Origin of the sequence: Nonomuraea purpurea, assembly GCF_042650645.1 — a bacterium.
GTDB classification, from domain to species: Bacteria; Actinomycetota; Actinomycetes; order Streptosporangiales; family Streptosporangiaceae; genus Nonomuraea; species Nonomuraea purpurea.
In genome coordinates, this window is the sequence record NZ_JBHSBI010000002.1 from 364934 (window position 1) to 386406 (window position 21473).

The 21473-nt window shown below is 65.2% G+C and carries 30 protein-coding genes; 11 read left to right on the plus strand and 19 right to left on the minus strand.

The window, feature by feature from the left end; translation table 11 throughout:
- Window positions 1–35: 35 nt before the first annotated feature.
- The 5 genes from ACFOY2_RS05580 to ACFOY2_RS05600 all read right to left on the minus strand — a co-directional run bounded on the left by ACFOY2_RS05580 (window position 36) and on the right by ACFOY2_RS05600 (window position 3169).
- Window positions 36–1526 carry a hypothetical protein gene (locus tag ACFOY2_RS05580; protein ID WP_379526818.1) on the minus strand — a complete coding sequence of 497 codons (1491 nt, stop codon included), beginning with the start codon at window positions 1524–1526 and terminating at the stop codon, window positions 36–38.
- Window positions 1526–1786 carry a hypothetical protein gene (locus tag ACFOY2_RS05585; RefSeq protein WP_379526819.1) on the minus strand — a complete coding sequence of 87 codons (261 nt, stop codon included), beginning with the start codon at window positions 1784–1786 and terminating at the stop codon, window positions 1526–1528. The genes ACFOY2_RS05580 and ACFOY2_RS05585 overlap by 1 nt, the downstream gene beginning before the upstream one ends.
- Window positions 1787–1883: 97 nt before the next feature.
- Entirely contained in the window at window positions 1884–2393 is a 510-nt protein-coding gene (locus tag ACFOY2_RS05590; RefSeq protein ID WP_379526820.1) for a hypothetical protein, read from the minus strand.
- A gap of 169 nt (window positions 2394–2562) precedes the next feature.
- Window positions 2563–2775: a hypothetical protein gene (locus ACFOY2_RS05595; protein WP_379526821.1), complete on the minus strand. Its 213-nt coding sequence runs from the start codon at window positions 2773–2775 to the stop codon at window positions 2563–2565.
- A gap of 103 nt (window positions 2776–2878) precedes the next feature.
- Window positions 2879–3169, minus strand: coding sequence for a hypothetical protein (locus ACFOY2_RS05600; RefSeq protein WP_379526822.1), 291 nt, complete (start codon window positions 3167–3169; stop codon window positions 2879–2881).
- Window positions 3170–3260: 91 nt separating this feature from the next.
- On the opposite strand from ACFOY2_RS05600, the gene ACFOY2_RS05605 reads away from it, so the two are divergent.
- The 5 genes from ACFOY2_RS05605 to ACFOY2_RS05625 all read left to right on the plus strand — a co-directional run bounded on the left by ACFOY2_RS05605 (window position 3261) and on the right by ACFOY2_RS05625 (window position 6189).
- On the plus strand, window positions 3261–3716 hold the full coding sequence (locus ACFOY2_RS05605) for a GntR family transcriptional regulator (RefSeq protein WP_379526823.1): 456 nt from the start codon (window positions 3261–3263) through the stop codon (window positions 3714–3716).
- Between the two features lie 182 nt (window positions 3717–3898).
- The gene (locus tag ACFOY2_RS05610) at window positions 3899–4939 is read left to right on the plus strand and encodes a helix-turn-helix transcriptional regulator (RefSeq protein ID WP_379526824.1); all 1041 of its coding nucleotides are present in this window, start codon (window positions 3899–3901) and stop codon (window positions 4937–4939) included.
- A complete protein-coding gene (locus ACFOY2_RS05615) occupies window positions 4932–5513 on the plus strand; it encodes an HD domain-containing protein (RefSeq protein ID WP_379526825.1) in 582 nt (193 codons plus the stop codon). Before ACFOY2_RS05610 ends, ACFOY2_RS05615 begins: the two co-directional genes overlap by 8 nt.
- 55 nt (window positions 5514–5568) lie before the next feature.
- Window positions 5569–5937, plus strand: a complete 369-nt coding sequence (locus ACFOY2_RS05620; RefSeq protein WP_379526826.1) for a DUF6247 family protein — start codon at window positions 5569–5571, stop codon at window positions 5935–5937.
- 9 nt (window positions 5938–5946) lie between these two features.
- On the plus strand, window positions 5947–6189 hold the full coding sequence (locus ACFOY2_RS05625; RefSeq protein ID WP_379526827.1) for a type II toxin-antitoxin system RelE family toxin: 243 nt from the start codon (window positions 5947–5949) through the stop codon (window positions 6187–6189).
- A gap of 152 nt (window positions 6190–6341) precedes the next feature.
- Here ACFOY2_RS05625 and ACFOY2_RS05630 read toward each other — a convergent pair whose 3' ends face one another.
- Window positions 6342–6662, minus strand: coding sequence for a hypothetical protein (locus ACFOY2_RS05630; RefSeq protein ID WP_379526828.1), 321 nt, complete (start codon window positions 6660–6662; stop codon window positions 6342–6344).
- Window positions 6659–6925 carry a hypothetical protein gene (locus ACFOY2_RS05635; RefSeq protein WP_379526829.1) on the minus strand — a complete coding sequence of 89 codons (267 nt, stop codon included), beginning with the start codon at window positions 6923–6925 and terminating at the stop codon, window positions 6659–6661. The genes ACFOY2_RS05630 and ACFOY2_RS05635 overlap by 4 nt, the downstream gene beginning before the upstream one ends.
- Before the next feature lie 194 nt (window positions 6926–7119).
- On the opposite strand from ACFOY2_RS05635, the gene ACFOY2_RS05640 reads away from it, so the two are divergent.
- Window positions 7120–7362, plus strand: a complete 243-nt coding sequence (locus tag ACFOY2_RS05640; RefSeq protein WP_379526830.1) for a GntR family transcriptional regulator — start codon at window positions 7120–7122, stop codon at window positions 7360–7362.
- Window positions 7363–7876: 514 nt separating this feature from the next.
- Here ACFOY2_RS05640 and ACFOY2_RS05645 read toward each other — a convergent pair.
- Window positions 7877–8476, minus strand: a complete 600-nt coding sequence (locus ACFOY2_RS05645; protein WP_379526831.1) for a hypothetical protein — start codon at window positions 8474–8476, stop codon at window positions 7877–7879.
- Window positions 8477–8626: 150 nt separating this feature from the next.
- Between ACFOY2_RS05645 and ACFOY2_RS05650 the strand changes: the two genes are divergently transcribed.
- Together ACFOY2_RS05650 and ACFOY2_RS05655 are read left to right on the plus strand one after the other, a co-directional pair.
- Complete coding sequence (locus ACFOY2_RS05650) at window positions 8627–8893, plus strand: GntR family transcriptional regulator (RefSeq protein ID WP_379526832.1); 267 nt, start codon at window positions 8627–8629, stop codon at window positions 8891–8893.
- Window positions 8894–9513: 620 nt separating this feature from the next.
- Window positions 9514–9744, plus strand: a complete 231-nt coding sequence (locus ACFOY2_RS05655; protein WP_379526833.1) for a hypothetical protein — start codon at window positions 9514–9516, stop codon at window positions 9742–9744.
- 800 nt (window positions 9745–10544) lie between these two features.
- Here the strand turns inward: ACFOY2_RS05655 and ACFOY2_RS05660 are convergent.
- The 6 genes from ACFOY2_RS05660 to ACFOY2_RS05685 form a co-directional block, all read right to left on the minus strand.
- Window positions 10545–11810: an ATP-binding protein gene (locus tag ACFOY2_RS05660; RefSeq protein ID WP_379526834.1), complete on the minus strand. Its 1266-nt coding sequence runs from the start codon at window positions 11808–11810 to the stop codon at window positions 10545–10547.
- A 419-nt stretch (window positions 11811–12229) separates the two neighbouring features.
- On the minus strand, window positions 12230–12706 hold the full coding sequence (locus tag ACFOY2_RS05665; RefSeq protein ID WP_379526835.1) for a hypothetical protein: 477 nt from the start codon (window positions 12704–12706) through the stop codon (window positions 12230–12232).
- Window positions 12707–12785: 79 nt separating this feature from the next.
- Entirely contained in the window at window positions 12786–13016 is a 231-nt protein-coding gene (locus ACFOY2_RS05670; RefSeq protein WP_379526836.1) for a hypothetical protein, read from the minus strand.
- 504 nt (window positions 13017–13520) lie between these two features.
- On the minus strand, window positions 13521–14690 hold the full coding sequence (locus ACFOY2_RS05675; RefSeq protein ID WP_379526837.1) for a helix-turn-helix domain-containing protein: 1170 nt from the start codon (window positions 14688–14690) through the stop codon (window positions 13521–13523).
- A gap of 326 nt (window positions 14691–15016) precedes the next feature.
- Entirely contained in the window at window positions 15017–15361 is a 345-nt protein-coding gene (locus tag ACFOY2_RS05680) for a hypothetical protein (protein ID WP_379526838.1), read from the minus strand.
- The gene (locus ACFOY2_RS05685) at window positions 15358–15573 is read right to left on the minus strand and encodes a hypothetical protein (RefSeq protein WP_379526839.1); all 216 of its coding nucleotides are present in this window, start codon (window positions 15571–15573) and stop codon (window positions 15358–15360) included. The genes ACFOY2_RS05680 and ACFOY2_RS05685 overlap by 4 nt, the downstream gene beginning before the upstream one ends.
- A 113-nt stretch (window positions 15574–15686) precedes the next feature.
- Here ACFOY2_RS05685 and ACFOY2_RS05690 point away from each other — a divergent pair, with 113 nt between their 5' ends.
- Window positions 15687–16463 (plus strand): hypothetical protein, encoded by a 777-nt coding sequence (locus ACFOY2_RS05690; RefSeq protein ID WP_379526840.1) that lies wholly within the window; start codon window positions 15687–15689, stop codon window positions 16461–16463.
- A gap of 90 nt (window positions 16464–16553) precedes the next feature.
- On the opposite strand, the gene ACFOY2_RS05695 is transcribed toward ACFOY2_RS05690, so the two are convergent.
- The 4 genes from ACFOY2_RS05695 to ACFOY2_RS05710 form a co-directional block, all read right to left on the minus strand.
- On the minus strand, window positions 16554–17558 hold the full coding sequence (locus ACFOY2_RS05695; protein ID WP_379526841.1) for an NAD(P)-dependent alcohol dehydrogenase: 1005 nt from the start codon (window positions 17556–17558) through the stop codon (window positions 16554–16556).
- Window positions 17555–17788, minus strand: a complete 234-nt coding sequence (locus ACFOY2_RS05700; RefSeq protein ID WP_379526842.1) for a helix-turn-helix transcriptional regulator — start codon at window positions 17786–17788, stop codon at window positions 17555–17557. Before ACFOY2_RS05700 ends, ACFOY2_RS05695 begins: the two co-directional genes overlap by 4 nt.
- Window positions 17782–18210 (minus strand): hypothetical protein, encoded by a 429-nt coding sequence (locus ACFOY2_RS05705; RefSeq protein ID WP_379526843.1) that lies wholly within the window; start codon window positions 18208–18210, stop codon window positions 17782–17784. Before ACFOY2_RS05705 ends, ACFOY2_RS05700 begins: the two co-directional genes overlap by 7 nt.
- A gap of 294 nt (window positions 18211–18504) precedes the next feature.
- On the minus strand, window positions 18505–19233 hold the full coding sequence (locus ACFOY2_RS05710; protein WP_379526844.1) for a LysR family substrate-binding domain-containing protein: 729 nt from the start codon (window positions 19231–19233) through the stop codon (window positions 18505–18507).
- A gap of 54 nt (window positions 19234–19287) precedes the next feature.
- Between ACFOY2_RS05710 and ACFOY2_RS05715 the strand changes: the two genes are divergently transcribed.
- Together ACFOY2_RS05715 and ACFOY2_RS05720 are read left to right on the plus strand one after the other, a co-directional pair.
- A complete protein-coding gene (locus ACFOY2_RS05715) occupies window positions 19288–19659 on the plus strand; it encodes a DUF5997 family protein (RefSeq protein WP_379526845.1) in 372 nt (123 codons plus the stop codon).
- A 426-nt stretch (window positions 19660–20085) separates the two neighbouring features.
- Window positions 20086–20367, plus strand: coding sequence for a GntR family transcriptional regulator (locus ACFOY2_RS05720; protein ID WP_379526846.1), 282 nt, complete (start codon window positions 20086–20088; stop codon window positions 20365–20367).
- A 457-nt stretch (window positions 20368–20824) separates the two neighbouring features.
- On the opposite strand, the gene ACFOY2_RS05725 is transcribed toward ACFOY2_RS05720, so the two are convergent.
- Window positions 20825–21406 (minus strand): hypothetical protein, encoded by a 582-nt coding sequence (locus ACFOY2_RS05725; protein WP_379526847.1) that lies wholly within the window; start codon window positions 21404–21406, stop codon window positions 20825–20827.
- Window positions 21407–21473: the final 67 nt, after the last annotated feature.

Sequence of the window (21473 nt, forward strand, 5' to 3'; positions counted from 1 at the left end):
AGTCGCCGGAAAGAGTGTCCACAAGTCTTGAGGTCTCATGCCGTCACCCGCTTTGGGCCCACCAGCCGCCGGCGTGTCCGGCCATCCAGTTCGTCGAGCCAGTCCTTGCGCTTCCGACGGCCATAGGACTCGCCGCACTTGCCCACATCGGCCAGTTCTGGCCCACTTGGGACGCGCCCCTTGGCGATCTCCGCGTCGAAGTGGCGGCGCATCGCCTCGGTGGCGCCTACGGTGGCGGTCTCAGTGTCGCTATCGGTGTCGTCGCCTGTGTCGCTTTCCTCGTCGCGGAGGGCTGCGATGATCGCATCGACCTCTTCGTCGGACACCTCTGGCGACACCTTGGCCGACACCGGACGGGAGGTGTCGGTCCGGGTGTCGTTGCGGGTGTCGGTGGGAGGGCTTGGGACTGCCCGGAGCGACACCCGGCCCGCCACTAGATCCGCCACCGAGGGCGACACCTGATCTTTGGTGGCGCTACCTGGTGTCGGTATGCGCCGCCCCATCAGCATCGAGGCGAGCATTTCGATCGTCGCCGCAGAGTCGGGGTCGCGTCCGGCGAGGACCGCGGCACTGAGCTTCTCGGTCTCCTCGACGAGCCGGGCGGTCTCGCTCAATCGCGTCTTGCCGGTAATGGCCCGGTGATCGAGCTGCCGCCAGGGCGGTGAGTCGGGCAGGTCCAGCAGGGACGCTCCGCCGTACAGGGACGTGATCTGGTCGAGCAGCGCCTCCTGCATAGCAGCGTCCCGAGGGAGCCCGGTGTGCTCGACTGCGGCGTCCATGGCCTTGTCGAGCTTGGCCAGCGCGGCGCGCACCTTGCGGTCGGATGCCCCGCCATCGCGCAGCGCCTTGGCCCGCTTGGCGGCCAGCGCGACCCTGGTCAGCCTGCGGTGGGCATCCACCTGGGCGGCGCTGCGGTCGCGCACTTCAGCCAAACCCAGCCACACCAGCACCCGCTCCGGAGTGACCCGCCAGTTGATGCCAGACAGACCGCGAAGCTTGCGGCGCTCCAGGCGCATCCCGCGTTCCCACAGCCACGCGGCGACCAGCGGGGCCGCAAGGCGGAATATGGCTTCCTGGGGCTGTTGCGTGTCGAGGCTGGCCAGGATCGCGGTAAGCGCGGCCAGCGCCCACACTGCGATGCCGTCCAGGCCGGCGGTGTAGTTCTCGCGCATGCTCCGGCGAGCGCGGAGCGCGGAGATGACGATCGCGCCTTCGATGAACGCGAAGAACAGGACACGCCAGAAGCCTTCAAGTTTGAGGACGTCGCCGGCGAACTTCCACATGCCGGACGCGGAGACGGCGGTGGCTATCCCGGCCATGACCCATGTGAGGATGTCTTCGAGCTCGAGCGGTCGGCGGTCGGCGGTCTTGCCGCTCTTGTCGCCGCTTCGTCGCCGCAGTGCGAGGGCGGCGTGTCGGATGCCGTCGAGGGCGGCTCGGCTGGTGAACCAGGTGACGATGACGGAGCAGACTCCGACGATGGTCCACACGACCCATTCAGGGGGAAGGTAGTTGGTCCAGTTCATCAGGAGCTCCTGCGGGTCTTGGTCGTCTTCCACCACTCCGCGCCTCGCCCGTCCTCGGTCGGCCGGAGGGTGAGGTGTCCCGAGACGCGCAGTAGCTGCAGGTACCGCATCGCCTCGCGGGCGGTCAGGCCGAGCTCCGTTGCGGCGGCGTCGGTGGTGACGCCTTGCGCGGCGAGGGCCAGCAACGGTCTGCGGACGTCTTCGGGGACGGCCGGGCTGGGGACCGCCTCATCGGGGGAGACGGTGAAGGGCGGCTTCATGGCGTGGGTCCGTTTCGTGGTCGGGCTGGTGGTGCCCCCGTCCAGGGGCGGACGGCGGCCTGGGTGTGGGCCGGGCCCCTGGACGGGGAGTAGGGGGTCAGCGGCGGTCGAGGGGTCGGCCGTAGTTCTCGATGCGGAGCGCCTTGGCGACGTCCTCGCCGAGCTCGGATTCGTCGCAGGCTTCGCGGTAGTCGCGTTGGACGGTGGGGTCGCTGGTGATCCTGGCGACGTTCTTCTGCAGGTTGAACGAGGCGACGTGGATCTCGAGGTCGCGGCCCTCAGCGGTGGAGGCCCATTCGCGTCCGTCGGCGTCACGGAACGGCATGGTCGGGGGTCCTTTCGGGTTGTCAGGTCTGTGTGAGTGGGCGGTGGGCCCGGCTGCCGCAGAGCGGGTCAGTACGGCGGCCGGGCCGGTCATGGGGTGCTCGCCTTCCGGACGCCCGGTCAGCTCGTCCACCCAGTCGCAGAAGCGGTCCCAGGTGGCCAGGTGCTCGGCCAGCTCGTCGTTCATGATGTCGAGCAGGTCCTCCGCCGCTGCGAGGCGAGCCCTCGCTGTGGCGAGGGCGTCCCGCTCGATGCGGCGGAGTTCGGTCTCGACGCTGGTCATCCCTGGCCCCCCTGAGAGCAGGAGCAGCGGCGGTTAGAGCAGGACGGGTTGGTGCAGACGCTCGTGTCGAACCGTGGACAGTCCAGAAAGCCACGGGGGGAGGGCTGGTGCGTCATACGGCTGTGCAGGTCCGCGATGGCCGCCTGGATCTCGGCGGGGGTGCGCGTCGTCATCGCTGCACCGCCTGACGGCGAGCACGGAGGGCGTCGAGGCTGAAGACGTCGGCGTCGGAAGGGATGGTCGACGCGGTGGGGCGGGTCAGATCGATCCCGCACTCCTCGAGGACGAGAGCCACCCTGACGGAGAGATCGAACGCCTGCTTCTGGATTGACCGCAACTGGTCAACCGCAACGGTGACAGTGGCTGGGGCCGGTTGTGTCATGATTGGCGAGTCCTTCCATGCTTTCCGGTCTGGAGGACACGCGGGCGGCCTGAGCCTTGGCGGGAGCGGGCCGCCCTCAGCATGTCCGGGTGGATCGCGCGCATTAGGCCGAAGCCTCCGCGCTGTTTCTCGCGCGCCAATCGGCGGCGTAGATCTCGAAATCGATCAGCTCGCCAGCTTCGACTCGCGCGATGAACTCCTCAACGAAGGTCCGGAGGAGTGCACGTACTCGCCCGAAGCTGGTGCCGGGGAATCTGCCTGCGCGGAGACCGGCATAGAGGTACGCCTTGGAGACAGGAAGCAAGATCACGGCTTCCTTCACAGGCATGAACCGCGCCGTAGCGCAGGAACACGTCACACTCTCGATGTCCTCGATGGACTCCGTGCTCTGCATAGCATTAACTCAAGCAGCTACTATTAATAGAGTCAATAGGTTTAGGCATAGATGCTGGTGTGTGATGGCACAAGCCCTCTAACCTGAGGGGGTGGCAGACGTGCATCAGATGCCGGACCCGCGGCCCGCGTTCACGCAGATCGCCGACGACGTCCGCGAACAGATTCGCCAGGGTGAACTCGTGGTCGGCATGAAGCTGCCTGCGCTGCCCATCCTGGCCGAGCGGTACGGCGTGGCCATTAACACGGCCAGGGCAGCGGTGCGCGTGCTAGTCGATGAGGGACTAGTCCATACACAGTCCACAAAGGGGACGTTCGTCCTGAAAGTGCCTGGAGATCCTGAACCATCTCCAGAGGTGCTCGAAATACAGGGGTACCTCAGGGGGCTGTCGGCACAGATGGACGCCCTTGGGCAGCACTTCGAGAGGCTGGAACACCGAGTCCAAGAGCTGGAGGCTCGCCTACGCTCTTCTCCAGAGCGTCCACACGGTGTTCAAGAAGGCGGAACCGGCGCTCGAACTCCTGAAGACGGGTTGACAGGAGACTGATCGCGCCAGCGATCTCCCGGTGCTCTGCCGGACTCATAGCTTCGACGCTAGAGAAACTCCTTCACCATCTGGAGACACCAGCAGTACACGTTTGGAAGGCTGCGGCCACAACCATGAGCAGAGGAACGGGAAACACAGGTACCGCCAGTTCACCTCGATCCGGTGGCATCATCGCCGGCGTCATGCTGCGGACCCTACGCGAGATCATCGGAAGCACTCAGGAGCGTCTCGCCGAGTCTGTCGGCGTAGACACCAACACGATCAAAGGCTGGGAGACCGGGCGGCGGCCACTCATCAACGCGTCCGGCAGGACTCTCTACGGGCTCCGGCGACGCCTGACCCAATTGGGCGCTCCGGCCGAGCTGGTGCAGCGACTCGACACGGCCATGGATGCCGATCTGTTCATCGCCCACGCTCTCGACGCCAGTGACGCCGCCTACCTCGGTAGTTGGGTTGCAACCAGAGCATGGAGTGATCTGCTCGCTTGGGTTTGTACGGACCGTCCGCCGCCCCTCGTCACCAAGCACATAACCAAGCCTCCGCAGCCGCTTCTTCCTTCAGCAGATCGGCGGCGCTTCTTCGAGGTCCTGCGCAACGCGGCGGAGTCCGCTGCCGGGGAGAACGCATCCGCGATGCTGCTCCGCCGTCAGGCGTACTACATGGTCGCCTGGGACCCTGAATCGGAGGACTGGCTCCTCAGCATGGAGCGCCGCGAGCTGCGCCACCACGGGCGGCCCGGGTACGAGTGGACCCCCGCGTGGCCGCTCATGCGATCCATCGCTGTGGCACGAGCGTGCCAAGGAGACCCAAGCCTTTTACACGACTTCATCGACAGCCACCTGGCGGACGACCTGCGCGAGTCCGCGAACCTCAACTACTGGTCGTACTGGGTAGAAGAGACAGCGGGCGTCGCGGGGTCGGACCAGTTCATGGCCGACGACCTCGGCGCGTGGCAAGGAGGCGTCCTTCTGCGGCACCTGGCCGACGGCCTGGCACGCGGCGTGCCGTACCTGAGTCTCTCCATCCGAGCCTCTCGCACGCTTGTTGAGCGGCGCCCAACTCTTCTCATGGAGAACCGCGAACTGGCGGCGAGGCTCGATCGGCGGGCCTCCAACCTCCTCGACCTGCCTGTTGGGCTTCCCCCGAAGATTCGCCGCGACCTGGAGAACGTTCACTTCGCAGCCAAAATGGCTGCCGGACTACACAGGAGCAACCATGACTGATGCCCGCGACGTCGTCCCCTTTTTGTACGAGGCCGGCCACCTCAAGAGATCGGCGAGGCAGGGGTGGTGGATCGCTGGCGTCAAGAACCCGGAGTCGGTGGCAGAGCACAGCTTCCGGGCTGCCATCGTCGGCTACGTGATTGCCGTCATGGAGGGAGCCAACCCAGAGCGCACCGCAACCCTGTGCCTCTTCCACGACTTGCCCGAGACGCGAGTCGGAGACATCCCCTCAACGGGGAAGCGGTACCTCACCCAGGCCGGTGCGGAGCAGATCACCAAAGATCAGACCGCCCAGATGCCGCCCCAGCTTGCTGAACGCATCCAGCACGTCATCGCCGAGTTCGAGGGCAAGGCGACCTTGGAGGCTCGCTGCGCAAAGGACGCTGACAAGCTTGAATGCCTGCTACAGGCGCGTGAATACGTTGGGCAGGGCAACCAGCAAGCACAACCGTGGATCGACACCATGGTCGACGCCGTAAGCACGGAATCAGGCAAGGCGCTCGCCGCCGCTGCTCTCGAAATCTCACCAGACGCATGGTGGTACGAGATCGTGGCGTCGTACGGACGGAAGTGAGGACGGCACACGGCGGGCGCGCTACTGTCGCAGATATGGGGGAGAGGAGCAGCCGATGACCGCTCAGCCGCATGATCGTCATAGGGCGCCGGAGGAGATCCGGGAGTCGCTGTATGCGGATCGCAGCCCGAAGAACATCCGGGCATCGCTGCCGCCCGAGGATCATGCCCTCTTCGACCGCGAGTACTGGCACGCCCTCGACACAGCGAAGCTCAACTACGACCTGGCCCCCGTCCTCGCCTTCCAGCAAAACTGGTGGTGGACCGCCTACCACAAGGCCGACCCGGAGGAGTACGCCGAGACCATCCGGGCTGGGGAACGCGCCATGGAGTACTACGAGCGCGGAGAACGCCCTCCTGGCGCGGTGCGGTGGGATGACTCCCTCGACGCTCAGATGCGCGAACGCATCGAACGCGGTAAGTAGCAGGCCCCGGTGTACGTCGTCGACTTCGACCCGCCGGCGGAGAAACAACGCGACGCGCTGCCGACCGAGGCGCTTGCCGCGCTCATGGAGTTGCGCGCCGTCCTGGAGATGACACCCTGGAGCGGCACGCCACCATCGAACAACCCCGCCGGGAACATGCTGACCATGCCGTTCGGCGACTTCGGACTCGTCACGTACTTCGTCATGGAGGAGCGTCGCCTGGTCTACATCGTTCGGATCACCTGGGTCTGACCAGCAGGCCGGAGTGGTGAGCTTCTCCAAACGTCAGCCCCGCCGTGAGCGCAGCTACGGCGGGGCTGACGTTTTCGGGCGGCCCCGCTCCCCCCTCCACGAGCAGCGGGCCGCCCTCCCTCCGGCGGTGACGCATCCGGGGGAGCCTGGTTTCACCTGATGAGCAGCTTGCGTATCCACAGGTGGGTGGACTGCTTTCGCAGGTCCCAGCGCAACGCGTCGATCGGGATCTTGACCCGGCGGGCAGCCCTCAGGAACTCGCCCTCGATCGGCGTTTTGCCCTTGTCGTCGTTGAGGAGATACATCAGGTCGAACGCCACGAGCACATCCCACGGGTCTTGGGGCCTCCACGGGTTGCGGCGCCGCTGTCCACTCCGCAGCAGCCACCAGTCACCGGCGGAGTCGACGTCGATCGCGAACTCGCCTGTAGGCGGCTGGGGAAGGCCGTACTCCTCCCACGGAGGGGCGCTCACGGCAGTTCGCCTGTCCGGAGTGTGGGCTCGTCGTGGTTCCATTCCAGGTGGACGGGCCGCATGCCCGGCGGCTGGGGGTCGGAGTGCTGCGCGAGCAGGCACAGCGCCATGCCGACGAGCTTCGCCCCGCGTTCGCTGTGGGCGGTGGCCGTACGACCGGACTCGTGGGTGAGGTGCAGGCGCCCATCGGAGCCACGCTCAACCGTGCACTCGGGGATCTCCGGGACTGGAGCGGAGGAGGGCTGGCTACTCATTGTCGCCACGCCCGCTTAGGGTGTGCATGGGTCGGACCTCCCGCGTCCGGTCAAGGGCCCGTCCTGGCGCGCGAACGCCTTCGGCCGGGCCCGACTCACGTCTAGGTGCCTGCAACAGTAGCCAAGATAACCATGCTTAACCATGGTCGGCCACGGTACTGCGTGAGTTTCTGCAGGTAAGTGTGGATGCGTACGGTCGGGTGATGATCGAATGGCGGCCCAACGCGCCCAAGTGGGTCCAGGTGGCTGAGGTGCTCAAGGAGCGGATCGCGGACGGCGTCTACCCGCCCGACACGCAACTGCCGTCACAGCACCAGCTCGTCGAAGAGTTCGGCATCGCACCCAACACGGCCCAGAAGGTGCTCACCCGGATGCGGGAACAGGGCTTCGCCTACTCCGTCCGTGGCGTCGGCACGTTCGTGGCCTCGAACCCGCCCACGGAGTGAGCGTGCGCCGGGACGGGCGGTGGGTTGAGGATCATCCCCCTTGGAGGATGTCTGCTCTACCGAAAGTGCGAAGTACAACGCCGAGTGCATAAACCAGCGCATGCGCGGATGGGTCTGTAGGCACCATCATGGGCGAGCGGGACGTCGCAACCTGATCGGCGCCGGACGGTCCGGCGCGGTCGACAGGGGAGGCCTTGTGGCCGACGACCCGCACCGGGACGAGAAGCACCGACGGATTCAGACGGCACTGGCCGCAGCGCGGCTGGCGTTGTGGATTCTGTGGGAGCTGCTCGACCCGCGGCGCCCCTTCTAGGGGATAGGGCCTCCTGTCGCACACCGCGCCACGGCCGAGCGGACAGGAGGCCCTACACGTCTCCCAACAGTAGGCGGATAGCAGTCCTGCTGGGAATGCTGGCGAGACGAGCCTGGTGTAAGAATCACCAACCCGGCGGCGGAGGTAACACCACCGCCAGGAGTGATTGTCTGACTAGCGAGGGCGGCTTCGGATTCGAAGCTATCGCCGGACGATCGACCAAGGGCCGTCGGAGCCGATCACCGCATACTGGGTGCCGGCCGGTAGAGAGACGCTGCCCTTGTAGGCGCCGACCTTGTTGGCGAGCAGGTTGCTGCGCCGGCCTCGGCCGTCGAGCGCCCACACCGAGAAGTAGCCGTCGCCGGTGTGGCGGATGCGCAGCGTGTGGAAGCCGCGGCTCGGCCTGGAGAGGCGCAGCACGTCGTCGGTGCCGCCGGAGGTGGTGGCGGACCAGGAGCGCGCCTTGCTGAGCGGGAGGAGCTGGATGGTCCACGGACCGTCAGCGCCGATCTTGAGGGCGGCGAGCCCGTTTCCGGTGCCAGCGTTGTAGACGGCGGTTCCCTTGTAGGCGCCGACGCGGTTGGCGAGGAGCTGCTGCTGCTTGCCGGAGCGGTCCAATCCCCAGACGGAGAAGTAGCCGTCTCCGGTGTGGGTGATTTTCGCGATGCCGGGCGTGGTGGTCGCGCGTATGCGCTGGACGTGGTCGCTGTCGCCGCGGTAGGTGGCCGCAGCCTCGGCGGGGGTGGCGATGAGGAACGTTCCGAACAGCGCGGCGAAGGCAACGAGGATGCGTAAGCGCATGGGGTGTCTCCTGAGACGAATGGTTTCGGCGAGAGGAGACGCTTCAACGCCGTCGCGGGTGTACACGCATCACCAGGGCACACAAGGTCATGCCCTGCCATGCCCTGTCTCACTGGAGTAGGCACGGGCATGCCCTCCTACGGTCGGCTCATGATCGATTGGGCACCGGATGAGACGGTGTGGGAGCAGATGTACGACATTTTGCGCAAGCGGATTGAAACCGGCGAATATAAGGCAAGGAACCCCATTCCATCTATCACTCACCTGGAGCAGGAGTTTGGCGTTGCTCGGGGGACAGTGAGGAAGGTTCTCGGCAAACTGAAGGATGAGGGATATTTGAGGGCGATCTCCGGAAAAGGGACGTTCGTGTTGCCGCGACATGAACGTCTTAGGAGGCTTGAAGAAGGCGATGCGTGACGGAGGCCCCTAAACGGGTGGTGACCACTCGCTGTTGTGGCGAGTGGTGACGCCTGGCGGACGGGTGGCTGGTTGGTGTGGAGGGTGGGAGAGATCTGGGAGACGACGTCTCCCGCTGAGCGCTCGCGAACGCTTCCGAACGCACCTCAACACCGGGGTTGACCTGCGTGGATATAGGTCGTCCCTGGTGGCTCAAATCCCCGGACGGTCCTTACAAGCGAGGGGTCACTGGTTCGAACCCAGTACCGCCCACCTGCGGAAAGAGCCCCGTCTCCGATCATGGAAACGGGGCTTCGTGCCATTAACGTGCCGTTAGCCAGCGCCGGAGGGTTCCTCCGAAGATCCATCAGCGTCCTGCGCGATCTTGGAATTCATCGCATCGGCGATCTTCCGATCAGCCTCCGCCGTGCTGTGCTGGTAGATGAGCGCGGCCCGGACCGAGTCATGTCCCATGCGCTGCATGAGATCCCTTAGGCTCGCGCCGGAGCTGGCAGCGATTGTCGGCCTCTGGGGTGGTGAACCGGTCGAGGTGATCGCGGAGCAGCGCGCCGGGGAGTTGATGACCGGCGCGAGCGGGCGGAGGCTTCCGCATTGGGGATCAACATGGAATGCTCTCCGCCGTGGCTGAATCCGATGAACCCGTACTGCATAAGAAGCCAAGCGGCGATCACGATGAGATCGAAACGATCAGCACGTATGGCACTGTGCTTCTTGTTCTCGGCGGGGCACTATGTGGCGGGGCACTCGTGATCGGCGATGGTGAGCCGGCGTGGCAGATACTCAGTGTCTTCATGCTCGTTGCGCTCACGGGGCTGGCTCTACGGATCGAAGCGGCCATCCGTAGCCGGTGAACGTCGCGAGATACCCTCAACGTGTGGGGACGCCCGGAGCCTCTCCTGCGCGAGATCCTCCCTCACCAGGCGTAGCGCGTCCACACAACGCCAGGGAAGCTTGAGCGACCGGCGCTATTGAGATCCGAAGAGCCAGGAGCCGGGCTTTTTGGACACGGGGTCGCTGACGACGAGACCTCCACGCCACTTCCCCGTCTCGTCGCGGTAGCGATACTGCAGGGTTCGGAGCCGGGCACCGAAGTCCGCCTGCACGTTGGCGTAGAGCCCTGATGAGTGAGGATTGCCGGGCCGCCGAGGGCAATATGCCCATGCAGCCATAGGGAATACCAGCGTGGTTGCAAGTAGATCGGCGATCTGGAGCCCGGCGTGGTTGTCGCTGGCGGAGAACAGCGGTACTTCGCTAAGGGGTGTGTAGGGGTCACCATGTCGGGGGACTCGCAGCCACCGGACTCGTCGAGGTAGCAGAGCTGCACCGGGTAAAGATAGCGCTAAGGCCGCCCATTTGGGCGGCCTTAGGATGTGGTGTTCGGGTTGCCCCTAGGCACCGGTAGAAAATTTCTGGATTCAGGCAAGCACATCTACATACCCGAAAGCAAACGGGCCGTCAGTTGGCGCTGGTGGGCGTTGGCGGGTTGCGACTATGGCAGACACCCCAACATAGGGGTGGGGTGGTGCGGGTCCAGACGTACGGCCAAGGGATCATGGCTCCTTACAAGCGAGGGGTCACTGGTTCGAACCCAGTACCGCCCACCTGGTTCCAGGGCTCGTGGGGGTCCGGTGGTATATCGAGTGGCGGCCGGCTAGGTCGTGGTCGTTGCCTCCCACAGGACGCCGACCGGGACGGCCAGCATTCGGTCGCCGAAGGAGAATGTCTGCGTGCCGGTGTGCAGGACCAGACCGGCGACGAAGTCGGGGCCCACCCGTTCCGCAAGGTGGCGGAGTCCCTTGAAGTCGTCCGGTCGTACGGTGGAGGCGGCCTTGACCTTGATGCCCACAACCCGGCCCTGGCGGCTCTCCAGGACGGCGTCCACCTCCACCTTGTCCTTGGTCCGGTAGTGGTACAGGTCGACCAAGGTGTCCGCCCAGGTCACCTGCCGGGCCAGTTCCATCAGGACGAAGCCCTCCAGCAGCGGCCCGAATGCGGAACCGGGCCGGAGGAGGCTGTGGGCGTCGACGCCCAGCAGGTTCGCTGCCACTCCCGAGTCGACAAAGGTGACCTTGGGGGTGTGTACGGCCCGGCTGCTGATGTTCTTCGACCAGGCGGGGATGCGTTTGATCAGGAAGACTTCTTCCAGCAGTGCCAGAAATCTGGCGGTGGTGGTGCCGGGCAGGCCGAGGTCACGGCCCAGCGCCTGAACGACGAGGAGTTGGCCGGATCTGGCCGCCAGGGACCTGACCAACGTGCGTAGTTCCGCAGTACGTTCGATCTCCGACAGCTGCATCACGTCACGGTTGATCAGATCACCGACATAGGAGTCGAAGAAGCGTTGCCTGCGTCGAGGGTTGGTGCGGGCGACAGCTTCGGGGTAGCCGCCGCGGACCAGGCGGTCTGCATAGTCGGCCCGGGTGAGCCGGGAGGTGTGCCGGAGGGTCGGGCCGTGCGTGAACACCGCGTCGACGAAGGCATCAGGACGGCCGTCGATCTCGCCCTGCGCGAAAGGCCACAGTTCGATGGTTTCCATCCGTCCGGGCAGGGTGTCCGGCAGACCGCGTAGGGCGAGTAGCCGGGAGGAGCCGGTGAGCAGGTATCTGCCGGGTCTCGGATCGGCGTCCACCTGAGATTTGATGGCGAGCAGTAGTTCCGGAGCACGCTGGATCTCATCGATGACCATGGGCTCAGGAAAGTCGACGAAGCCGCTGGGGTCGCTCAACGCAGCCTGCAGGGTCAGTGGATCGTCGAGGTCGCGCCACTCGGTGCCGTCTGCTTTGGCGAGCCGCCGGACCAGCGTGCTTTTGCCCGACTGTCGTGCGCCGTTGACCAGGACGACGCGCGTGTCGGCCAGGGCGTCCGTGACCATTTGCTCCGCGTGACGGTGGATCAAGCGCCCGAGCGGGGTGGTGACCATGCTCTCCATCATGACATGTCGTGGTGATTTGGTCGCCACCACAGCAGTGACTTGGTCGCTATATCGATGGTGGAATAGTCGCAACCGATATGGGGTGATGGTCGCTCCAGCCCCCACCCGGATTGACTTACAAGCGAGGGGGTCACTGGTTCGAACCCAGCACCGCCCACCAGCGGAAAACGCCTGTCTCCGATCTTGGAAACGGGGCGTGAGTGACATCCTGAACGGCCACGCCCCATCAACCATGGGGAAGATTCGATGTCATGATCCGAGAGCAAAGACACGAAACTGCGTCGGAGTCCCGGTCGCGGGGCCGCCTCCGCTCCATCACGGCCGTGACACCAAGCGCGCACCCGGGCAGCCCCGCCACCCTTTGGGTGGGACGACGGCGCAGCTATCGGAGTCGGCTGTTGAGTTCTTCAGCAGGGCCAGGTGGACGCGCTCACCATGTACGAGGTGTCCTCCGATTCGGGGTCGAACCAAACTTCGAGATGGACCTCTGTGCCATCGACCTCTTTTACCATGCACGTAGGCCCGTCAGCAGAGTGCCCAACAGAGAGGAGCTCCCAGCCGTTGTGTAAGGCAAGGTCTCGGTAGAAGGACTCAACGTGCTCGCGTGAGCCGTGCTGCCCTGCAGGACGGTAAGAGCGGCTAATGCTGGCATGGTGGTCATCCGTGTCAGTACATGAACGATCACGCTCGCCGTTCGGAGTGGCATCGGCTGGGGCGGCGTCCAGGACATTGAACGATGTCAGGGCGGTTTCGATGCTGTCGAAATTCTCCTCGCAAATCCTCCCGTGCTCCCAGGCTTCGGAGAGCAGAGGCGTGGCGGCAAGGCCAGCCAATGCTAAGAGACTCGCAACCACGATGAAGACCCAGCCGAACACCCTTTTCATGATCGAGACCATAGCCGGACGAACCTCGCCGAGTGACCGGTCTGCCCGATTGCATCATGTCACTCTGCCTAAATTGGACCTACCGTGCTTCGCCGCTCAGCAGAGCAGCCCATACGTCGCAGGCCTGGCGGAGTGGCCAGCGGTGGGTCTCCTTGATCTCATTGTCGGGTTCACGCTGGAGCGTGCTCCGGATGAAGGCTTGGCCGCCGGCCTGGCACAGCTCATAGAAGGTCGCCCGGCATTCGCAGGTCCACGCCAGAATGCGGACGCGGCCCACGCCGCAGAACGGCGGGTGCCAGACCAACTTCATGTGACCCCGCTGAGGCAGAGGTACATGCGGACTCGGGCATTCGTCCGGAAAGGTCATGAACTGCTTCCCATCAGAGCCGACAACGGGTGGTTCTGGCGGAGATCCTTGTAGCGGAGGGCGATCCGGCGAGCGGTGATTACCGGGTCCTCGACTGGACCGAACGCGTAGATCCACCGTTGCGTGTGTGGGGATTTGCGCCCCGACCACCAGCGGTAGCATCGGCCGTCAGTCCAGACGACCAGTTCGACCCACACAGAAACCAGGGCGAGTCCATATCCCTCGTGGGCATCAGCTCGGATTCCAAGGGCCGCCAATTCACCGCTCAATCTTTCGGCGGCTTGTGACGGAGTCGTGGGCGTTTTACTTCGTGTGTTCACGGGGCGGAAGCCCGCGATGGCCGTATGCATGCTGCAACGCTACGAGCAGGCGTAACAGGCATGGAAGTGCGATTTCGTGTCACTTCCTAACGGCTGGAAAGGGAAGTAACACAAGCGGTGTCACAGCTCAATATTCGAGTCGCACAAAATCGGCGAGGTTGCGCATTTCGCCGGTGAGAGTGCGTCGCTTGCCGATGATTCCCTTGAGGATGTCTCGGGCGTATCGCTGGTTCGTCATCCACTCTGGGGCATCATGCCGGACGCCTTGCAAGATCTCGAAGGCTTCGCCGTGCCGGTGCATTCGACGGAGGGCCTCGGCCACATCGAGGAGATGGCGGTTCCGGTTGTTGGAGGTGGGGCGCAGGTCGGTGACCGGAATGGTCTGCGAAAGCTGGATGACCTTGTCCGGCCGGTCCTCGACCATGGCGTTCTCGACGCGCTTCATGGCGACGGTGATCGGGCCAAAGGTGCGCAGGAAGTCCTCATCCGGCGTCAGGTCGCCTCCCATGGCGACGGCCGCGGTTCGCGCAAGACGGATCGTGTCGTCGGCCTCGCCGGGCCGGTTGTCACGGATGGCAGCGGCTGAGGAGCGAAGCAGCAGCCAACCCCAGGCGGACAACTGGTGCGGTGTCGCACGAGAGATACGCGGCTCCACATCGTCGGCCCAGTGCGTAGCCATCTGGCGGGCTTCGTTGAGTTGACCCTGACGTAGGAGAAGCCAGCAATGGGTGCTGATCGTCGCCGCAGCGTCCAGGGGGTCGTTCATGTCGTCCATGGCTCGTGACAGCGCGAACTCGGCTTCGTCGAATTGGCGCGTCTGGGTCATGAGCCAGCCAACGAGGTGCAGCAATCTGCCTCGTACGTGACGCGCCGACAGGTCCGCCGTTACGAGCGTGTCGGCGTCCCGGAGCATCCTCGGCAGCATCGTCGCGACCTGCGAATAGCGATCCTGCTTCCACAGCGGCATCGACGCTTCCAAGGCGGAGCCGAGGCCCTCTCGGGTCGGCGCCTCTGAGGGCGGACTGTCGAGGCCGTACAGCGCCCGCCGTACCGGCGCCCACAGGTCGCGCGTCCTCTCATCCGCCGATTCGGAGTCGTGTTGGGCCATGAACGAGGTCGTCGGCACCTTGAGAGCCACAGCGATCTTCCGTAGCGTCTCCAGTCGCACGTCTCTCCGCGCGTCCTGCTCCAACTTTCGAATGAGCGAGGCGGATACACCGGCAAGGTCGGCGAGGCCCTGCTGGGTCAGGCCCCGGCGCTTCCGGACGCTGCGGATACGTTCGCCTATCGTGCCCACCCATCCATGCTAAGGACGGCCCGCGCACAAGTCGCGTGATCGCCGACCCTGCTATCCCGATCGTGGAAACGGGCTCCGAGTGAATAACTCCCAAAGCGGGTCGGAACCGGAGGTTCGGGGCTACAGGTCACCGAGGGCGATGGCCCTTCCTTTTTCCGGTTGGTGCGGCCCGGCGGCCGGAGCCCTTCTGCGCGAGCTTTGTGCTTGCCGCTGTGCCGGTTTCTGCGCGGGGGACGTCGCGGGGGGCGGTGTGGTGCTGGCTGGATGATCGTCTGAGCTGAGTGACTATCGCCCAGACCAGGTGGACAACGATGGCCGTAGATCGTTCATGTGTTGCCCGCTTCCACCGCTCCCGGGCAAGCAACATCGCCGATCGCCCCTGAGAGTGGATGTCGCCTTCGGAGATCGGCGTAACAGAAGGCGATCCGCCGTGCGGCCCGCGATGGCTCGATGGTCGGATGACGGGCGTACAACACCTGCTTGCGCCGGTCATCCCAGCCCGCCCGCCACCAGTACCACTCGCCGTCGCACCAGACCACGAGTCCGATCCATACGGACACCAGGCTCAAGCCGTAGCCATCATGCACGTCTGCGGAGACGCCCTGGGCGGCGAGAGCCGCTGCCAGGGCATCGGCAGCGTGCTTCTCCGGTCGGGAGGAAGGAGTGTTCACAATGCCTGCTCCGCTGCTTCCTGCTCCTTCAACCGCTCGGCGAGTTGGGCGACGTCGTCGGCGTCGATTGTCTGGCAGAGACCGTCATCTACCTCCTGCTGTGATAGGCGTCGTCCGTTTCGAGTTGCCCACAGGCGTCCTGCCGAACTACGCCAAATGCGCCAACCAGGAAAAGCCTTCTGGAGGTCTTCGAGAATTGCCGGCGTGGACATGTGATCAGCGTGCTTGCTGAAGAGTGACGAACCCACCGCATTATTTAGACGTCCAGGACGTTATGGCGTTACGCTCAAAACGTCCCTGACGTCCTCCACCTCTGAGGTGTACCGTGGCCAACGTCCCCCTACGCAGTGCGATGCTGAACGCGCAGGTCACGAACCAGAACTTGGCTGACCGATGTGGCGTGGACGTCAAGACGGTGGAACGCTGGTTGCAGGACGAAACGCGCGTTCCGCACATGCGACACCAATGGGCCGCCGCAGAGGCGCTAGGAGTTGAGACAGCCATGCTATGGCCAGACGCAATTCGCAATACGGTGAAAACGGGGCCGGATAAGGAAGTCTTGACCGTTTATCCGTATCGTTCCGCATGCCCGAAATCGATTTGGCGTAACCTCATCAACACCGCGCGTAATGAGATCGTGTTCGCAGGTTACACGAACTACTTCCTTTGGTTGGAACACCCGAATCTCGCGAAAGTCCTCAAGCGGAAAGCGCAGCAGGGCTGCAAGATCCGGTTTCTTGTCGGTGACCCGGAGGACGACGTCACTCGCCGCCGAGAGGAGGTGGAGAACGTCCCGCTGACCGTCTCCACGCGCATCCGGATCACTCTGTCGGAGATCGAGCAGCTACGAGACGTCCCCGGAGTCGAGGCCCGGTACGGCGACGAGCACATCGCCATGAGCGTGTTCCGGTTCGATTCGGAGATGCTCGTCACGCCCCACCTGGCCAGGCTTGTCGGTCACGACTCACCGATGCTGCACCTGCGGCGGTTCCAGGACGACGGGTTGTTCGACCGGTTCGCCTATCACGCCGCCGAGCTGTGGAGCAGCGGCCGTGACGTGTGGCAGCAGCCCCAGCCCACGGGCCAGATTCTGCGTGACTGATCCAAGTGACAAAACGCCGGGACTTGGACGCCGTCACCAGTGTCGGCCAGGCGCTCGATTCGTCCCCAGGCCGAGACGTCACGGCCGCCGTCAGTCACAGGGCATCTGGTCGGCCATTGATCCCAGAGTGATGATGATCTTCCCGGCCGGGTGGCCTTCGGCCAGGTAACGGATGGCGTCGGGGGCATCGGCGAGGGGGTAGGTGCGGTCGACGACCGGGGTGACCGTGCCGGATTCGATCAGTCGCCCCAGTTCCTCCAATTCCTGGGCACGTTCTTTGGAAGCCAGGCCGCGCAGGTGCTGGCTGGTGAACATCGACACCAGGGGTGCGCGCATCTGGCGGGTGTAGCCACCGAGCAGTCCGCCGGCGTCATGCCCGCCGCCGGCCAGCACCAGCGTCCCACGCGGGGTCAGGGCACGTCGCAGCAGCGACAGCGGCCGGCACCCTGCGGTGTCGATGACCACGTCGTAGCGTGGCCCGTCGCGGTCAACCTCCGCATGGGTGTAGTCGATCACATCCTCAGCGCCGAGCGACCGCACCAGCTCCACCTTGCCGGTGCTGCACACGCCGGTCACACTTGCGCCGAACGCCTTGGCGATCTGCACGGCGAACGACCCGATGCCACCGGCCGCGCCGATGACCATCACCTTCTGCCCTGCCTGTACCCGGCCGCCGTCGCGGACGCACTCCAGCGCAGTCACCCCGGAGATGGGCACCGCAGCGGCCTGCTCGAACGACAGTCTGGGCGGCTTGAGGGCGAGCCGTTTGCAGGAGGCGGCCGTATACTCGGCGAACGTGCCGCACGCGCTGGTGCCATACACCTCATCACCGAGCTGGAAGCGGCTCACGCCGGCGCCGACCGCCGCCACAACCCCGGCCATCGCCCGGCCTCGCACCGCCACCCTGGGCCTTGTCAGCCCGAACGCGACACGCGCGCCGTAAGGCCGACCAGTCATGCAGACCCACACGCCCGGGTCGACACCGGCGGCACGCACCTGGACCAGCACCTGGTCCGCCCCGATCGACGGCTGGTCTACCTCGCGTAACTGGAGCACATCGGTCGAACCGTACATGTCCTGAACGATCGCTTTCATTTTGTCCCCTCCTGGGGGTCGGGGTATTGGAATACTTCATCGAGCGGGACCTTGAACACGCGTGCGATCTGGAAGGCCGTCTCCAGGGATGGCGAGTACCGGCCTTGCTCGATGGCGATGACGGTCTGCCGGGTCACGCCGAGGCGCTCGGCCAGTTCGGCCTGGGTCATCTCGTCATGTGCGAAACGGAGTGCACGGATGCGGTTGGTCACACGGGTCGGCTTCACCACTGAGGAAAGCTCCCGCGGTACGCGATGACCTTGGTGACATTGCCCAGGACCGACGACAGCACGAAGCCCAGGTAGATCGCGTTGGCCATCCAGAACCGCTCCCACCCGGCCATCGCCATGAACATCGCCGCGAGTGCGCCGATCGCCACGAACGAGTGGCCGACGTGATCACCCAGCCGTCCGATCTCTCGGTCCCGCACGTCCTTGACCAGGGACGCCTTCGGTTTCACCGCAGCGGCTATGACCTCGGCCACCATCGCGGCGACGATGGCTGTCCCCACGCTCCACAGCAGCGCCGCGGCATAGGGCACCTCGGCCAGCGGCCGCTCGCCGGCCCGGCCTAACACGACGACCACGTATCCGCTGTACGCGGCGACGGTCACCACCAGCCGGATCCAGGCCCGTTTCTCCTCGAGTGTCATGGTCGGCTCCTCGATGTACAGAATCTTTGACATCTCGAAAGTAGCAAATGCTTGACTTCATGTCTAGAAAGTTTGACATCTGATGGGCGGCCGGGGGCTGGTACCGGAACCCTGAAAGGGGTCGCTACCGTCGATCGTCGGCGCTTCCGGGTGGTCCGGCCCCGCCATATCGACGCCTTCACACTGCTGCCCAGTTGAAAGCCCAGGCCCAGTCGGTCAATCGAGCAGGGCGTCATCCACTTTGACAAGTGCCTCGCAAACGAGGGGTCACCGGTTCGAACCCTGGGCCGCGGGTCACCGAGGGCGGTTGCCCTTCCTTCTACGGCCGGCCGGCACGGCCCGGCGACCGGAGCCCTTCTGCGCGGGTTTTTGTGCCTGCCGCTGTGCCGGTTTCTCCGCAGGAGAGGCAGGGGTGCGGCCCCGCGAGCTGTTCACTGTCCGGCCGCGGACGATGCCGATGAAATCTTCCACCAGGTCAGTGGTCGCGTCCGTGGGCCAAGCCAGCGCGACCTGAGACTGCGGCGCGTCCGACACCGGCCGGTAAGTGAGATCCTTGCGATGGTGGAGGCGCGCCAGTGACTGCGGAACCAGGAGAAGCCCGGTGCCGGACGCTACCAGCGCGATCGCGTTCGCCGTTGTGGCCGGGCGGGTGAACGCGGGCAGCCCGGGCCGGACCGTCCACTCGATGGTGTCGTCCAGAGGATGGAGCACCTCGTCGTCGGTCAGGTCGGCGAGGGTCACCTCTTCGGCGGCGGTCGCCGCATGGTCTTTGGGCACCACGACCACCGTGGTCTCCATGTAGAGGGGAATCACGCTGAGTCCGTCCCGGTCGATCGGCAGCCTGACGAATCCGGCGTCGGCGCCGCCGTCCCGCAGGAGCCCCACCACCTCGGCGGCGGGAGCCGCGACCAGGGTGATCGGCACGTCGGGGATCCTCTCGGTCCAGACGTTGACCCATTTCGCGGGTGTCACCCCGGGCACGTACGCCAGCCGGAACACTCTGCCGGTCTCCCCATCAGTCACTTCCTCAGCGTACCGATGTCAGGGAACCCGTTCCGACTGACTACGCTTGGCGCCATGACCTCGCCCAAACCGAAGACCACCCAGACGATGAAGCCCGAGACCGCGGCCAAGAAGCTGGGTGTCCTCCTCTCGGCCACTCCCGCCGAGTTCCAGGCGGGTGTCGTCTCCAGGGACGAGCTGAACAAGTTGCAGTCGACGCCACCCGCCTGGCTCACTGACCTGCGCCGCAACGGCCCGCACCCCAAGCAGGTCGTGGCCGCGAAGCTCGGGGTCTCCATTTCCGGCCTGCTCAGAGGCGGGATCACCGAACCGCTCACCACCGCTGAGATCGACGCGCTGAAAGCGGAGAACCCAGAGTGGCTGGAGCGCGAGCGGTCCACCCAGGCCGAGGCCCGTAAAGACGCACTCCGCCTCAAGCAACGCTAGACAGCTGAGATCCCGCACGTCTCCGACCCGGACGTGCCGAGACGTGCGACCAACTCGTTCACGCGCTGGCTCAGAAGTAAATGTAACCAGGCGCTGGTTACATTTGCTCGAGCTCTGGTTGCATTTCATCCCGTTCCGATTCGGCTCCCCAGATACCGGAGAGTCCGGCATCCAGGAGCCGACTGTCCTCGCGAGGGCTGACGAGTTCTCGGCCGACGTGCTGCCGAGGCGTTCCCCGTCCGGCACCGCACGTCTGATTGAGCGCCTTGCCAGTTGTCTCAAAACCGCCACCGCTGCCCGCTCGCTGGGAGATGGCCTATCTGGAGCACAGTTCGTACACCGTCGCCCGGCACATGCAAGTCCATGCCACTCACCTGGCGCGCTGTCCATCGCCATGGCGCGGCATGTCTCCCTAACGTTGCTGCAATGGTGGAGCTGAAGGCGAATCTGCCCAGGTGGCGGCAGGTGCATGCGATCATCGCCGAGCGTATCCGCACGGGCGAGTACAAGGCGGGAGAGCGGATCCCGTCCTTGATCGACCTCATTGAGGAGTTCGGCATCGCCAACGCCACCGGGCAGAAGGTCATGCGCGCTCTCCGCGCCGATGGGCTGATCCGTACTGAGCCGGGCATGGGCAGCTTCGTGACCACCGCCGAAGAGCGCAAGGAGATCGAGCCCGAGCGGTCGAAGCCCTCAAAGGCTGGGTGACCCAGGAACCGTCATTGGAGGAACGCTCATTTGGACCGAGGGCCTGGCCTGCACGGCTGATGCCTTCTTGGCTGATGGCGGATGGAGTGCGTCAGACAGGGGAGGGGCGCTCCAAGTGGTCCCCGCTGATGCCGAGGCAGGCCACTACGCGCGATGCGTCAGGGGAGAGGAAGAGCTGGAAGTTGTAAGGGGGCTCGATGCTTTCACGATGCCGGGGAGTAGGTGCTGGAGTCCGGAGTTGGTCAGTTGCATGACCGCCTCGTCGAAGCCCAGGGTTGGGATGTTCTTCCGGCGCGTGTGACGTGCGCGACGCTGGTAGATCCTGATCAGGGAGAGCGTCTCGACCCGGTCCGGCCATATCGCGAAGTACGCTCCCGCCGTGAGCGCCCGGCAGCAGGCCTGGTCTGCTTCTCCTGCTTCACGGAGGAGTTGAGCGAGCGTCTCTCTGCCCACGAAGTCAGCGTATGCACCTGATGCCGCGGGGTGAGGTGGTGCGGCGGCGGTAGTAGTGCACGGTGACCAGGGCTAGCAGGGGGCCCCAAGCGGCCAGCGGCCAGTACGTGAGGTGGAAGATCACCGTCTGCCAGCCGTGCGTGACCAGCCCGGTGGGGTCGCCGTTGATCTTCTGCCCGAAGGTGATCATGGTCATCGCGTACGGGAAGATCAGCAACGTGAGCGCGCCCAGTCCCGCGGGGATGGTCGCGGCCATGACCGGTACCTGGCGGCCGCGCAGGACCGGTACCCAGCGCGGCCACCTCTCGCCCCACTCGCTGATCAGGCCAACGGCGAGAAAGGCCGCCGCCTCACTGACCACGCTGAGCAGCAGGATGTACCACCACCCGCCGATCGTCCCCTCTTGGTCGCCGGGAGAGGTGGGGCCGAACTCCAGTAGCGGCATGTTGAGGACGAAGCCGGCGATGCGCCACAGGCTGGAGGGCAGCACAACCAGCGGGATGGCGTAGGCGACCAGTACGGCCCAGCGGGGCACGCCTTCCGCGGTGCGGCCATGCAGTCTGCTCCAGACGGTGTGCGCGGGCATGGGGCTTCTCCTCGAACGAATGTCACGGGGTGGAGCCTTCGAGGATGGCCTTGTCCCGGGTGCCGTT

Coding starts and splice junctions, on each gene's coding strand:
- ACFOY2_RS05580 (WP_379526818.1), bottom strand. CDS start 1,526: ATGAACTGGACCAACTACCTTCCCCCTGAATGGGTCGTGTGGACCATC.
- ACFOY2_RS05585 (WP_379526819.1), bottom strand. CDS start 1,786: ATGAAGCCGCCCTTCACCGTCTCCCCCGATGAGGCGGTCCCCAGCCCG.
- ACFOY2_RS05590 (WP_379526820.1), bottom strand. CDS start 2,393: ATGACCAGCGTCGAGACCGAACTCCGCCGCATCGAGCGGGACGCCCTC.
- ACFOY2_RS05595 (WP_379526821.1), bottom strand. CDS start 2,775: ATGACACAACCGGCCCCAGCCACTGTCACCGTTGCGGTTGACCAGTTG.
- ACFOY2_RS05600 (WP_379526822.1), bottom strand. CDS start 3,169: ATGCAGAGCACGGAGTCCATCGAGGACATCGAGAGTGTGACGTGTTCC.
- ACFOY2_RS05610 (WP_379526824.1), top strand. CDS start 3,899: ATGCTGCGGACCCTACGCGAGATCATCGGAAGCACTCAGGAGCGTCTC.
- ACFOY2_RS05615 (WP_379526825.1), top strand. CDS start 4,932: ATGACTGATGCCCGCGACGTCGTCCCCTTTTTGTACGAGGCCGGCCAC.
- ACFOY2_RS05620 (WP_379526826.1), top strand. CDS start 5,569: ATGACCGCTCAGCCGCATGATCGTCATAGGGCGCCGGAGGAGATCCGG.
- ACFOY2_RS05640 (WP_379526830.1), top strand. CDS start 7,120: ATGATCGAATGGCGGCCCAACGCGCCCAAGTGGGTCCAGGTGGCTGAG.
- ACFOY2_RS05645 (WP_379526831.1), bottom strand. CDS start 8,476: ATGCGCTTACGCATCCTCGTTGCCTTCGCCGCGCTGTTCGGAACGTTC.
- ACFOY2_RS05650 (WP_379526832.1), top strand. CDS start 8,627: ATGATCGATTGGGCACCGGATGAGACGGTGTGGGAGCAGATGTACGAC.
- ACFOY2_RS05660 (WP_379526834.1), bottom strand. CDS start 11,810: ATGGTCACCACCCCGCTCGGGCGCTTGATCCACCGTCACGCGGAGCAA.
- ACFOY2_RS05665 (WP_379526835.1), bottom strand. CDS start 12,706: ATGAAAAGGGTGTTCGGCTGGGTCTTCATCGTGGTTGCGAGTCTCTTA.
- ACFOY2_RS05670 (WP_379526836.1), bottom strand. CDS start 13,016: ATGAAGTTGGTCTGGCACCCGCCGTTCTGCGGCGTGGGCCGCGTCCGC.
- ACFOY2_RS05685 (WP_379526839.1), bottom strand. CDS start 15,573: ATGTCCACGCCGGCAATTCTCGAAGACCTCCAGAAGGCTTTTCCTGGT.
- ACFOY2_RS05695 (WP_379526841.1), bottom strand. CDS start 17,558: ATGAAAGCGATCGTTCAGGACATGTACGGTTCGACCGATGTGCTCCAG.
- ACFOY2_RS05705 (WP_379526843.1), bottom strand. CDS start 18,210: ATGACACTCGAGGAGAAACGGGCCTGGATCCGGCTGGTGGTGACCGTC.
- ACFOY2_RS05715 (WP_379526845.1), top strand. CDS start 19,288: ATGACCTCGCCCAAACCGAAGACCACCCAGACGATGAAGCCCGAGACC.
- ACFOY2_RS05720 (WP_379526846.1), top strand. CDS start 20,086: ATGGTGGAGCTGAAGGCGAATCTGCCCAGGTGGCGGCAGGTGCATGCG.
- ACFOY2_RS05725 (WP_379526847.1), bottom strand. CDS start 21,406: ATGCCCGCGCACACCGTCTGGAGCAGACTGCATGGCCGCACCGCGGAA.